The organism is Pedobacter sp., assembly GCF_035566355.1.
Lineage (GTDB): Bacteria > Bacteroidota > Bacteroidia > Sphingobacteriales > Sphingobacteriaceae > Pedobacter.
The window spans coordinates 1-13,733 of record NZ_DATMRL010000725.1 but is presented as its reverse complement, the minus strand read 5'-3'; the positions used below and the strand labels follow the sequence as shown (position 1 = coordinate 13,733).

Annotated in this window: 9 protein-coding genes; all 9 read right to left on the bottom strand. The window is 39.2% G+C overall.

What is annotated here, in order from left to right; translation table 11 throughout:
- The coding region (locus VNZ46_RS28390) for an STN domain-containing protein (RefSeq protein ID WP_325564915.1) at positions 1–558 on the bottom strand (558 nt) is incomplete at its 3' end.
- A 117-nt stretch (positions 559–675) separates the two neighbouring features.
- Positions 676–1,848: a FecR family protein gene (locus VNZ46_RS28385; RefSeq protein WP_325564913.1), complete on the bottom strand. Its 1,173-nt coding sequence runs from the start codon at positions 1,846–1,848 to the stop codon at positions 676–678.
- Between the two features lie 126 nt (positions 1,849–1,974).
- Positions 1,975–2,565, bottom strand: coding sequence for an RNA polymerase sigma-70 factor (locus tag VNZ46_RS28380; protein ID WP_325564911.1), 591 nt, complete (start codon positions 2,563–2,565; stop codon positions 1,975–1,977).
- Positions 2,566–2,948: 383 nt separating this feature from the next.
- Positions 2,949–4,889, bottom strand: coding sequence for a glycoside hydrolase family 97 protein (locus VNZ46_RS28375; protein ID WP_325564909.1), 1,941 nt, complete (start codon positions 4,887–4,889; stop codon positions 2,949–2,951).
- A 7-nt stretch (positions 4,890–4,896) separates the two neighbouring features.
- A complete protein-coding gene (locus tag VNZ46_RS28370) occupies positions 4,897–6,495 on the bottom strand; it encodes a glycosyl hydrolase family 28 protein (protein ID WP_325564907.1) in 1,599 nt (532 codons plus the stop codon).
- Positions 6,496–6,499: 4 nt separating this feature from the next.
- Positions 6,500–7,654: a glycoside hydrolase family 76 protein gene (locus VNZ46_RS28365; protein WP_325564905.1), complete on the bottom strand. Its 1,155-nt coding sequence runs from the start codon at positions 7,652–7,654 to the stop codon at positions 6,500–6,502.
- Between the two features lie 9 nt (positions 7,655–7,663).
- Positions 7,664–8,788 carry a SusE domain-containing protein gene (locus tag VNZ46_RS28360; RefSeq protein WP_325564903.1) on the bottom strand — a complete coding sequence of 375 codons (1,125 nt, stop codon included), beginning with the start codon at positions 8,786–8,788 and terminating at the stop codon, positions 7,664–7,666.
- Between the two features lie 16 nt (positions 8,789–8,804).
- Complete coding sequence (locus VNZ46_RS28355; RefSeq protein ID WP_325564901.1) at positions 8,805–10,613, bottom strand: RagB/SusD family nutrient uptake outer membrane protein; 1,809 nt, start codon at positions 10,611–10,613, stop codon at positions 8,805–8,807.
- 18 nt (positions 10,614–10,631) lie between these two features.
- Positions 10,632–13,733: TonB-dependent receptor (locus VNZ46_RS28350; protein ID WP_325564898.1), on the bottom strand; the 3,102-nt coding region annotated here is incomplete at its 5' end.

Below are 13,733 nucleotides of genomic sequence, written 5' to 3'. Positions count from 1 at the left end.
CGGAACCATCTTTTTCTGATATCCAACATAGGATACAATGAGCAAGCCATCAACTGGAATCCAGCCTAAAGCGAAATTGCCATTTATATCAGACAGGGCCTGGATCCCGCTGCTTTCTAAGGCTACAGACGCCCCTTCAATAGGCTTACCTTGTTGATCATTAATAGTACCATGAATTTCAATAAGTGTGCTATTCCCTATTCCTGGTATATTGGTAGATACTATCTTCCTGGTTATACCTACTGAGTTTTTACGAATGGTATAAGTTAATGGCTGCTGCCGAAAAATCAGCGAGAGCACTTCTGTTAAGTCGGCATTGGTCACTTTAACCGTTACGGGTTTTGAATCGGCCAGCATACTTGAGGTTACAATAAAGCTTACCCCTGTTTGTGCCTTGATCTTTTTCAAAACCTGCTTTAATGAAGCGTTGGTTTCATTAAGCGTAATTTTCTTCTGTTGAGCAAAACTGGCCGTATGGACATGAAGAAAGATCATGAACAATAAAACCTGGATATAGCTCAGTGGTATACGCTTCCTTTTTATGTATTTTGTGTACATTTGAGTTTGGTTTGGTTGGTTAATAGTTGTTAGCGTAATAATTTATTGATTTCTCAAACCTTAGTCAGTTCCGATGGCCTTCGGGACTGACTCATTTAAGTCAATAATATTCTTGGTCTATTTTGTTACAATAATTTTCCTCCCTTCTATTTTAAAATGAACAGCATTGGTTAGCTTCAAAAGTTCAAGAACTTCTGTGATATTTTTCTCCTTCAAGATACTTCCTTCAAAACGCTCTCTGGTTATAGGCCCCTGGTACTCAATTTCTACGTTATACCATCTCGACAAAATTCTCATGATCTCTGTTATAGATTCGCCATTGAATACAAATTCCCCGTTTTTCCATGCCACTGCAGCTTCAAGATCAACTTTAGCAAGTTTTATTTTATTGGCACGAACAATTGCCTGTTCTCCCGGTTTAAGGGTCTTTTGCTCATCGGCTGTACCTATATGAACAGAACCTTCAAGCAGAGTAGTCTTTATTACTTCTTCATCTGCATAAGAATTCACATTAAAATGTGTACCCAGCACTTTTACCTCCTGCCCCTTACTTTCTACAATAAAAGGATGCATCTTATCCTTTGAAATTTCAAAATAGGCTTCGCCATCGAGCCTCACCCGACGCTTTCCATGATCTATCAATCCAACAGAATAGGTTAAACTCGAAGTCGCGTTTAAATAAACCAGGGAACCATCAGGCAAATGCACCTGATAATTTTCTCCATTGGCAGTAGATAAGGTATTCATTTTATCCAGGTTATGATCAGCCTCCTTTAATTCATAAATCAATTGGCCGTTTGCAGATTTTGTAATGACTACTCCGGCTTCTTGTGCGAGTTTTCCGTTTACAGCTTCAGATAACTTAATTTTTTTACCATTAGCAAGCGTAAGGGTTGCTCCAACTTTTCCAGGAGTTACCACATTGTAGCCTTCCATTGATGACTGATTAGTCAGCTTATATCTGAAAAATATCAGACCTACACTGATCACCAGAAGAATTGCTGCAGCTACAGCAATACGGCGAGGCCAAAGCTTTTTAACAGTTATCCCTGATTGACTTTGTTGATGATTGAAAATATAATTGAGGATATTTTGTTTTCTTAACAGATCCAGTTCATCATTAGGAATAAGAATCTCACTATCATAGGCATTCGGAAATAATTGTTCCAGTTCGATTTGATAAACTGGATCCAAAACATAAGACCATAATTCTTCGTTATCCTCTTTTGTAATAGATTGATTGAAATAACCCAGAAGTAATATTTCCAGTCTTTCCTTTGATTTTTCCATCAGTGCTAATTTTTAATTAAGATTTTCCTAACTATTTAATCACATTGACACAGATGAAAGAGAATACGCTTAGTTGATTACTTAATAAACAGAAAAATAAAACTAAAACACTGATATTCAATGATATTATTTAAATAAAACTGAAAATAAAATTGGATAAGCCAATGCATTTTTCTTAAAATGTTCCCTGATATTTTTTAAAGCCTGTCCCATATGCGCCTGAACAGTACGACTTGATATATTTAATTTAGCAGCAGCTTCATCATATTTCATCCCCTCAACATGACATAAGGTATACACCATACGCTGCTGAGGTGGGAGATTTTCTATGGCCTGATTTAATATTCTATTACTGTCATTATAATCCAAAAGTTCGGTTGTAGATTCATCCGATTCTCTAGCATGAACTTTAAGCTCGTAAGTTGATTTTGCATCCTGTGCAAGTTTTCTGATCACATTTAAGGAATGATTGCGGACAACACGATTAAGATAAGCCCCAAAACTCTCTATTTCACTCAACTTCTCCCGCCCAATCCAAATCTTTAAAAAAACATCCTGAACAATTTCTCCGGCAAGATCATCTGATCTGGTTAATTTCTTTCCATACAGATAAACATACCGCTGATAAAAATCAAAAATTTCAGTAAAAGCACGCTGATCTCCACCCGCAATTTCAACCAACAATCTATTTTCATGTTCAAGGGGCTTTGGTGCCATAGCAATATAGTCTTAAGCTATAAATTTATAGATATATAAACGACAAAACCAAATTTCCTTTTTTCGAGGCTGGGTTTGCGATAGTGCTAAGCCAAAGGCAACATAGTTTTTCTTGGGATGATATTAAAAGGGTCGATATGACAAGGGTCATAAATTTCAAACCAGCCTTGACACTTCTTTGGATAAGTGACTGGCTTGCCTTAAAGATGGGCAAAAAAGTAGATGGTGTTTATGAATAACCTATATTGGCTTAGTCAATATAGGTTATAAGAGAAGCACGGTTCTATGAATTCAAGCAATTCAATATGCCTACCAAAAGGAACATGTCACAGAATTAAGTCTATCGATTTAGGAACCTCTCGTATTAAATTAGCCTTTAAGTATTAGCGTTTGATGAATCTTGCCACATAGCCGCCACCTGAAGCCAGCTCGATGTGCAATGGTGTATCGCGATTAACATTAAGGGTTTCCATTTTAAAATCCTTCGCATTTCTGTTGGCATTAATTCCATCTTTCCACACGTGCACTTCATATTCCCCTTCTGGTAAGAAGGAAAGGGACACATCAAAATTTCTTTCCGTCCAATCTGTCATAGCACCTAAATACCAGTCGCCATTTGGTCCCTGCCTGGCCATTGTTACATACTCTCCTACCTTTCCATTCAACGCGACAGTTTGCCTCCATACGGCCGGAACAGCTTTAAGGAATTCCATTGACTGTGGCTCTTTAAGGTAATGAGTAGGAATATCGCATAACATCTGCAAAGGACTTTCATAGATCACATACATAGCCATCTGATTGCAACGGGTACCGAGGGTCATAGGTTCTGAGGGAACTGCCGCCCATTCCTTTTTATGAACATTACGCATCCCTCCCGGGGTAAAGTCCATTGGTCCGGCGGCCATGCGGGTAAAGGGAAGCGTAGCGGTATGTGAAGGTGTTATAGATCCGGCAAACTTGCTGATCTCATTGCCCAACACCCCCTCAGAAGTCATGATGTTCGGATAAGTACGTGACCAACCTGTCGGTTTATAGGCACCATGAAAATCGACCAGTAATTTTCTTTTTGCAGCTGCCAGTGCAACTTTCTCGTAATAATTCACCATTTCCTGGTCATCGCGTTGCATGAAATCTACTTTGATCCCCTTGATGCCCCATTTCTGAAATTGATCCAGTGCCATATCCAGCTGTTTGTCCAATACCAGCCAGCTGGACCATAAAAGCAGATCAACATTTTTGCTTTTTGCATAAGCCGCTAACTCGGCTATGTCGATACCTGGCGATTGTTTCATCAGGTCACGGGTATCACACCAGCCCTCATCCAGTAAAACATACTCAATTCCATATTTTGAAGCGACATCGATATAATATTTATAGGTATCATTGTTAATTCCCGCTTTAAAATCTACTTCATAAATATTGTTATAATGCCACCAGTCCCATTGCACTTTACCTGGCTTCACCCAACTAAAATCGCCGGTAGACGGCTTGCCCAACAGGTAAGGCATTTGATTTACCAAAATATCTCTATCTTCTCTGGCCACCATAATCACTCTCCAGGGAAAACTCCGCTCAGCACTGGCTTTAGCCAGGTATTCTTCCCTTTGTTTTACCTGTTCGTCACGATCGCTGGTAATGGCCTTCACTTTAGGATAGGCAGGAAATACACCTTGTACACCGCCTTTTCCTGTTCCCCTTAACCACATCCCTGCATAGTTAAAAAGGTCTGATTCGGTAAGAAGCAATTTCACATCTCTAACCTGGAATAACGCTGGTAAACTAGCCAGCTTCTTGTAATCTAGCTCATCAAGAGTATAATTTCTATATTCCCGTTCATTGTGCGAAAAGAACTGTTCTTCTTGTGGATACCACGCCTTTCCGCTTCCTTTAAAATTAAACCGCGCAATTTCAGACTTCACTAAGAAGTCGCCCTTGAGTTTACTCAACCATCTCCAGGACACCCCATTATCAAAAACTTTCCACTCCAAGGCTAGACCATTACTAAAATCAAGACGCAACCTATTGTAAACATCAGCTACATTTTTATTCTTTTGCCAAACCACTGGATGTAGTACCTCATTATGACTGGTCCTGTTAGACTTTGTGACTTTCCATTTGCTTTTACCATCTATATCTAACGCGATTGCAGATGACGAAATGAGTTCTTTCTGATCTACTTTTAGGATATAATATACACTATCAGAAACAGAAAGCGTAACCTCAATCTTATTGTCGGGAGAAAAGAATTGATATTTTTGTTGTGCTTGTATGCTTGTGGCACACATTACTAAAACTGAAAAGATAAATAATTGAATAAATTTCATGTGTTTTCTATTTTTTGATTTGGATGTGGTTCACATACATGGTATCAGTCATCTTAACTTGCTGTAGACTACTTGCAGGCCCAGCTATTCCGGGCATTGAAATATTTTTGAACCTCAAATTTGAAACTGGAATTGCTGCACTTACACCCTTAATTTTACCTGGTGATTTACCCGCATCTCTTACAAGTACATTTTTTACGAGAATATCAGTGATTGGCCCGCTTCCTTTTTTATCGCCATTCTGCATAAAGAAGATGGCCCAGGTACGATGATCATCGTTCTGATAGGATAAGCGTTCTATATCTATCCCATCAAACAATACGTTTTTTATAGAAGCCGTTCCCCATTTATGATGAATACCTATACCCACAGCCGCATCATAAACTACACAATTCTTAAACACTATATTCCGCTGATCCTGCATTACCCCTTGCCCGATTTTATAACCATAACAATACGTCCAGGAAATACAGTCTTTAAATACTACACCGCTCTGAACCATTGGTTTTCCAGGCCAGTTACGACATAAGTCGGTATTTTGTGTCCAGGTTTTGGTAGAAAAAGGATCGTCAAGAGCAATACCAATGGCATGTTTTACAAGTACATTTTGCGACTCCATTACATCAATACCATCATTTTCACCCATATCAAATCGATTAAATAATTTAAAATTTTGAAATACCAGCTTTTTAGAACGGGTAGGAATAATGGCCCAGGCACCAGAATCTCTGATTACAGGACCATCAAGTTCAAACCTTTCCGTATGCATAATGGCCAGGATATGATTCCCAAGATTATTTTTTTCTGTTGAATACTTTCCGTTTCCATCCAGTGTCCCACGCCCAAATACTTTGATGTCGTGTGCTCCACTGTCTGTGGCAATCCACCAGGTAATATTCCTATTCTGCGAGGCCTTACGGGCGCTGATCTTAAAATCTTTCTCTTGTCCACTAAATAATAAAACTGCTCCACCTTCCAGATAAAGGCTCATATTGCTTTTAAGTTTTAAGTTCCTTACCGGATAGACCCCTGCTGGAACATAAACTATACCTTTACCGCCTTTGTAAGCTGAAGCATCATCGATAGCTTTTTGTATGGCTTCCGTTGCTAGCTCTGTATGAGAATCCACCACAGTATAAGGCCCACTGGCAACGTTAAAAACACCCTGTCCTGAAGGAGATGGTTTATTCAATTCTTCCGCATCTGCTGCTATAACCAGCTCCCTCAACTGATTGACTTTTACGATCAGGTATTCATCCTTATGAATTGTAAATTTTAATTTGTTCCCCTCCCTTACACCTGCAATGGAGTACTTTTTAGGACTAATGTTAAACGCGGCTACCTGATCACCATTTTTTACACTGAGGGTAAATTCAGCTTTTCCCTTACTCATAGAAAGCTGGGCATAGTCGTACTTGTCGGTGTAGTCAATAACGGGCACCTCTACTCCGTTTACTTTGAGCTCAAAAAAAGAAGAGGTTTTATAAATAGAAGGTACGGGATAACTCAAGATTTTTGCTATACCTGGAGGTATAGCAAAAATTTGATGTGTGGAAATCATGGCTAATAAGACCAGAATAACTCTGTTTATAAGATTAAAACTCATTATGTTATTTTAAGATTCCAGCACGTTTTAATTCATCAAGGCACTCAAAAAGCATAAGTGCACTAAGCTGAACAGAACAATCGCCTGTTACAGAAGTCGGTTTCGATGACCAATCTGAAGAAAATACATTTTCTGGCAATTTGATGGCCTTAGTAGCCAGGCTCTGCCTATTGTTTTTTAAATATTTAAGATAAAGCTCAGTGGTATAAGCGTCGACTGCTTTCTTTAGTAAGAGCTGGCTCATATAGCGAATAAAAATTCCTTTAAAAAGCCCGCCGTCTCCAGAATTTTCACCTCTCAAAATACCTGATGGCGAAAATTTAACCTGATCATTCATTACATAATTTGCTGTACGTACGGCATCATTTAAATAGACCTGTTCTTTAGTAATCTGATAAAGTTCCAAACATGCACCCAGCCAGGTTCCCTGGTTATAAGTATACAAGGCATTCTCTGAAGTATTTCCATAGGCATCCCAAACAACACCTCTTGCCGGCTCTACCACATAGTTTTTCATCCAGGTATAGATTTTTTTTGCCCAAACCAGGTCGTCTTCCTTCTTATCCAGCTGATAAAGTCTGGCTGCAATAATTGCCGCTGGTGCATTGGAACAGGCATTTTTTGAATCAGCCGAACCCGAAGCCCACATAATGCCTCCGTTTTTAACAGCAGTCCATCCCACTTTGATCCAAGACCACAACTGATCAGCTGCATTTTTATATTCGACATCACCAGTGGCATCATAAGCTCGTAAACATGCCAGCGCCCACCATTCCATATCATCGTAAAAGGTATTTTTAAAAGTATTGCCATTTTTCACAAAACAGCCCTTCAATAATGCTTTCATTTTGATAAGATATTTAGCATCCTTGGTACGATTATAGGCATCTACCTGTACATCCAGAGCATGTGCATTCCACCAGTAATTAAAGCCTAAATTGCCAGCATTATTTTGATTGTAATAATTTTCTGCAGTATTATAAAACTGTACATCCAATGACAACTGCGCTGCATCAGCAGATTTTGCCCAGTCTACAATAGCAACAGGAGCCAACGGCTCAGGAGGCGTAAGTGTTTTAGATTCTTTTTTACATGCAGCAAGCATCGAAAAAAAGAGCACAACACACATGATATGAATTTGTTTTACTTTATATTTCATGGCGGTAGTCTATTTAAAAGTTACTTTGTGTGTATAATCAGCGGTAGCTCCTAACCTGAATTCTATATCAGTCTTCTGAGATTCTGCAGCAAATTTATAAGTGTAGTCATACTGACTATTGTCTACTTCCTTCAGTAGAAAATAGCTGGCGGGACTGGAAGATGTTGCTCTCGAATTATCCTTGTTTGAACTACCCCAGTTTTTAACCACTACTGTTCCTGCAGCATCTTTTTCTGTCACCCGAAATTTGTAACGTTCATCTTTACCCCATGATTCAGTTTTCCAGACAATTGCAATATCACTGACCTTCCATACTCCTGCAGCATCATAACTCAATATGCTCGTTATTGCATTATACCCTGAAAACCAAAGCCCTACAGATTGTATTTCAGTAAACGTAGCAACAGAATTATTAAAATCAACATTAATTCTATAGACTTTTTTTGTAACAGTAGGACTTTTAACCTCGGTTCCTTCTTTGACGGTTCCTGCATCTATAATGAGGTTTAGTGGCGTGCCAATTATTTTGTCTACAAGTTTATAATTTCCGCTATTCAATGCAGTGTAAATTTCGAATACTCCATCAGACAGTCGTTTGAAAGGAAGCGCTTTTGCCAGGTCGTTACCTCCTTCAGTAGCAGTTCCCGTGATAAATAGCGTTAAAGGATTTTCTGCAAAACCAGATGGCCTTGTCAGTTGAAGTATTGAGGATCCGGAGATGCTAGAAACAACCCCATTCGAAGCCTCCACACGCCACTTAACTTTGCCCGTGGCTAGTTCAGCAATACCTGCAGCATTGGCAATCTTGTTCATTTCCTTATGTGACAGGGCCAGTTTGTTCTCCGATCCTACTTTAGCAGGTGTACCAATGTATATCGGTTTTGAAAAATCACCATTTTCTTTATCAAAGACGACCTTGTAAAAAGGCAATGTGTAATTTGCGGTTTGCGCGGCCTTCCATTCAAAATTGACAATAGCATTACTAGAGGGAACGAGGTTGATTATCGTACCGCTTGTTGGCGCTGTAATTGATGGATCTGAAATTGTTGTGCTTACATTATCTACCTTATCTTTTTTACAGGACAATATGATTAACAGGCAAAGCATGCCCACTATGTTGAGTATTTTCTTCATTTTTTTAATTTTAGAATTACCAGCCTGGGTTACCAATAAGATTTTTATTCTTGTTCAGCTCAGTTTGAATAATGTTCCATAAATAGTATCTCTTTAGGAAAACTCTAGTTTCGAAAACAACTCGTTTTTGAAAATCCAAGCTATTTGTTGCGTTTACATCCATTCCATAGAATGCACCTCCATCAGATTGTTCCGCAATCTTCCAGCGTCTGGTATCAAAATACCTGTGACACTCAAAGGCAAGTTCAACTCTTCTTTCTTTGCGAATGGCTATTCTCCAGGCATCTTGATTTGCTGGTTCAGGTACCTGATTTGCTCCTGATCCATACTGAGGTATGCCTGCACGCTCCCTGATCAGATTAATATACTTTTTGATATCGGTACTTCCCGGAGCATATTCATTTAAGGCTTCTGCATAACTCAAATAAAATTCTCCAAGACGAAAAATAATTTCCGCCCGGTCTGCTATTTGATCTGGACCGACTTTACTATTAGGGTTAACCATCTTACGAACCACATAACCGGTTCTAGACCAGTTTCTTCCTGTATATTGTCCGCTATTCCCCCCTTTATAAAGCTGAATAGTTATTGGAGATGAACCTGTACCGCTATTGTTGTTGCTGGCATTGTTTATCCATTTACTTTGATTAAAGGTGATATTAACGTAAAATCTCGGTTCCCTGTTTACATACATATTAGAGGTTCCTGCCGCATAATAATTATTCGCTGTAGTTGTAAATCCGCTTTCTGTATAACCAGATTCCGGGTCATCAATCGATCGTCCATTCGCTGTAAAATAAGCATCAACGGATTGTTGGGTTGGCCCCCAGGATGACCATCCACCCAGGATATACGGAGAACCATTTTTATCTATGGAATAGTTTTTATCATCGTTTAATTTGCATAAAATAACTTCCGAATTCCAGTCTTTTAACCAGAGATTTTTTAGCGATTCGTAAGGTTTAATATTGCCGCTGGCATCTAATTCTTTATATAAGCTATAGTCGGGCATATCGATTAATTCCTTTGCAGCGTCTGCAGCTTTTTTCCATTTGTTGTTGTCTGCCACTTGGCTGATCAGTACTTTACCATCATGATTCTTAAAGCTGGCATAATCTGTATTTCCATTGTATAAAGGACTTGCTGCATACAATAACGTTCTTGCATTTATGGCAAGTGCCATCCCCTTTTTAATTCTTCCATATTCTCTGGTATTTCCCTGTGAAGCTGGAAGATCGGGAATAGCTTTATCTATTTCGCTTGTGACATAGTTCACACATTCATCATAACTGTTTCGAGAAAAACTAAAGTCATCGATCGAAGCATCAGGCGGGACTGGCAGGTCTGGTAAAATAATAGCTGGACCGTACTGAGCCATGATACAAGAATAGAAATATGCCCGGAGCACCCTGGCTTCGGCAATGTATTGGCGGATTAATTGTGGTTCGATTTCCGGATTTTCAGGTATACGTTGTATAAAATAGGATGCCCTGCGGATGCCTTGGTAGTAGTGTACCCAAAAGTTATAATCTGTTCTATTTTGGTCCCATTGACCTAAATTCATAGAATAAGTAGCATAATCATTATAAGTTACATCAATTTCATCTGAAAGCCCTTCCCATGGACTGGTGGTATTCCAGTCGGTATTTTGCCTGATGTAGCTATATACTCCGGCCAGATATTTTTCTGACTCTGACTTTTTCTTAAAGACATCGTCAATGGTCTGTTTATCGTCGGGCACTTGATCCAGGAACTTTTTGCAGGCACTTAATGAAGTTAAAACGATCATCAAACAGATCGTTTTAAAAAATATATTTCTTTTCATATTCAAATGATTTTAAAATTAAAATGTAGCACTTAAACCTAAACTGAATGTTTTGATGTTGGGATATTTGGTTCCCGAACCACCTCCCATTTCAGGATCCCAGAATTTAAATGGACTGAAGGTAAACAGATTGTAGCCTATGAAATATAGACGCAGCTTCTGAAGACCGGCTACATTGATCATTTTTTTGGGGAAACTATAACCAAAATCAAGTGTCTTTAAACGCAGAAATTTACCATTCATCAGGAAATGAGTACTAGATGCATAATTCTGATTGATGTCTGCACCATAAGAAAGTCTAGGATAAAAAGCATCCTGACTTGGGTTCTCAGGTGTCCAGCGATCGAGAATATTAGAATATAGACTTCCCTTTGCTGAACCATTTCGGAACGGCATAAATTCATTAGCAAAGTAAAAATCGACAGATCCTACCCCTTGAAAAAAAGCACCAAGTGAAAAACCTTTGTAACCGAAAGTTGAACCAAATCCATACATAATCTGAGGGACCTGATCTTTTCCTATAAAGGTAACATCGTCTCCATTGATCACTCCGTCGCCATTCAAATCTTTAAATTTGAGGTCACCAGCCTGTACAACTCCTGCAGTTCTGGCCACTGTCGGATCGTCAATTTCTGCTTGTGTATAGAAGCCCGTTGCGATATAACCTGACCTGGTATAAACAGACTGGCCTCTGGCCTCTTGCCAAGGATATTTAGGAATTGGAGCATCATTCTCAACCATCTTGTTTTTGTTGTAGGTGAATGTACCTTGAAAGGACATGCTAAAATCCCCAAAACGCTTGTCATAACTTCCAGTAATATCTATTCCTTTAGCTTCGGTTTTACCTAAGTTTCCCAACAAATTATTTCTGATTCCCAAAAAATCGGGAACGACACCACGAGTCAGGAAGATATTTTCACGCTTTCTGTTAAAGACGTCTATTTGAAGGGATAGCGCATTATTTAGAGTTTTCAATTCAAGCCCAAGATTTAAGTCCTTTTCGGTCTCCCAAGTTGCATCTACTGGATAATCTACAATATCAATAGCCTGTATCGCATTGTCATTTCTAACCTGGCCAAACTGGTAGGATCCCCCTGTATTACCTACAGTTCCAACATAAGAGAAACGCCGCCCACCAATGTTACTTGAACCTACTGTTCCATAAGATCCCCTAAGCTTCACGAGTTGAAATATCTTATCGGCATTTCCATAAAATTTTTCATTCGATACAACCCAGCCGAGCGCATACGAAGGAAAGAAACCATAACGTTTTTCCGGCGCAAAATTTTCAGCACCATTATACCCAAAGGTTACTTCTGCCAGATAGCGGTCATTATAAGAATAGGTAAGCCTGCCTACGGTTCCAAGACTCCTGTATGGAATCGATCCGATAAGATCACCTGCAGTTGCACTCACTTTATCACTTTGATAATACAAGGCCATTGCACCAAGGCGGTGACTGCCAAATGTCCGTGCATAATTGATTCCGCCTTCAAGATAAAATTGCCTGCTTCCGCCATTGCTTCTTCCAAAAGAAAGATAATCTTGTCCCTGGCCAATACTCGTGTAAACCAAATTACCATTCGCATCCCGTGAGGTTGCATAGTAAGTTGTTGGTAATTTTGTTCTTGATAAGGAATTGCTGTTTGTTGCATCAAATGAATACAATACATGAGCAGATAGTCCCTTTGTCAGTGCATTGAGATCTTGGTTTACCCTAATATCAGACATAATCTGATTCTCGTACGTTGTTGAATAACCTCTATTGGTGAGTAATGCATAGGAACTATTCAGGCCTCCACCTGTTGACAAAAATGGTTCCTTATTATCAGGATACATTGTTGGATAGAGAATAGGATAAGTTTTTAACGAATTGGCAAATATATCACTGGTACTGGTACCAGGATAGTTACCATTAGAGATCCATCCTTTTATACCCAGGTCTATGGTTGTTGTCTTCGTCGCTTTTAAGGTCAATGCAGAGCTAAAGTTTACACGCGAAAACTTAATTGATGAATTATACTGGGAAAGGCCGTCAACTTTGAAAAGACCAGTCTCATCATAATATCCCGCAGATACATAAAAAGTGGACTTTTCGCCACCGCCACGGATACTAACGTTTGCTTTTCTATTGTGTCCAAAATCGTTAAAAATCTCATCAAACCAGTTTACATTTGGGTATAGATAAGGATCTACTTGTGTATAAGTTTTATTGATCAGATCCTGACTGTATATTGGATTGCCACCCCTGGTTGTAGAAGCTTCATTTGCCATCTGCATGTATGTTACCCCATCTGCAGTTTCAGGAAGCTTTGTAAACTTGGTGAGTCCTTGATAATAATCAAGATTGATATCAGTTCTTCCTTCTTTACCTCGTTTGGTATTGATCAGTATAACCCCATTAGCGCCTCTTACTCCGTAAACAGAAGTTGAGGAGGCATCTTTAAGGATGGAAAAACTTTCGATATCATTCGGATCGATGTTACTAAATGCCCTCTCTACCCCATCTACTAAAATTAAAGGTGTATTGTTTCCCTGAGTTATAACCCCTCTAATCCATAAGTCAGCTCCATCTCTTCCCGGTTCCCCACTTCTCTGCACACCAACAAGCCCAGAAACTCTTCCGGCAAGAACCGTTGATATATTGGCAACAGGCTGTTTCAGATCCTCAACATTTAAACTTGACTGCGCGCCAAGTGTTTCTATTTTACGTTGTTTCTGACCAAAGGCCACAACTACAACTTCGTTTAAAGAATTATCAACCGGTTTAAGTATTATGGTTATGTTTTTTCTCTTTTGCACCTCCACTTCTTGTGTTACATAGCCGATGTAACTTATCATCAGTATACCATCTTCGGGTACTTTGATCTTGAATTCACCATTTGGACTTGTGACAACTGTTTGCGTTGTTCCCTTAAGTTTAATTGTAGCGCCTGGTATAGCCTGATTGGTTTCGTCGAGCACTTTTCCGCTAACAGTGATCTCGGCCCTGGATGGATAGTCTTCTGAGATTTTCTTTCTCAATACAACAGTTTGCTTCTCAATGGTATAAGTTATCTGTTGATCGGCAAAGCATTTATCTAAAACCTTCAGAAAAGGCTCATTTTCCACGTTTAAAGT

Excerpts from the sequence above, each read along its gene's own strand:
- VNZ46_RS28355 (WP_325564901.1), bottom strand. The coding sequence starts at position 10,613 with ATGAAAAGAAATATATTTTTTAAAACGATCTGTTTGATGATCGTTTTA.
- VNZ46_RS28365 (WP_325564905.1), bottom strand. The coding sequence starts at position 7,654 with ATGAAATATAAAGTAAAACAAATTCATATCATGTGTGTTGTGCTCTTT.
- VNZ46_RS28360 (WP_325564903.1), bottom strand. The coding sequence starts at position 8,788 with ATGAAGAAAATACTCAACATAGTGGGCATGCTTTGCCTGTTAATCATA.
- VNZ46_RS28380 (WP_325564911.1), bottom strand. The coding sequence starts at position 2,565 with ATGGCACCAAAGCCCCTTGAACATGAAAATAGATTGTTGGTTGAAATT.
- VNZ46_RS28385 (WP_325564913.1), bottom strand. The coding sequence starts at position 1,848 with ATGGAAAAATCAAAGGAAAGACTGGAAATATTACTTCTGGGTTATTTC.
- VNZ46_RS28375 (WP_325564909.1), bottom strand. The coding sequence starts at position 4,889 with ATGAAATTTATTCAATTATTTATCTTTTCAGTTTTAGTAATGTGTGCC.
- VNZ46_RS28370 (WP_325564907.1), bottom strand. The coding sequence starts at position 6,495 with ATGAGTTTTAATCTTATAAACAGAGTTATTCTGGTCTTATTAGCCATG.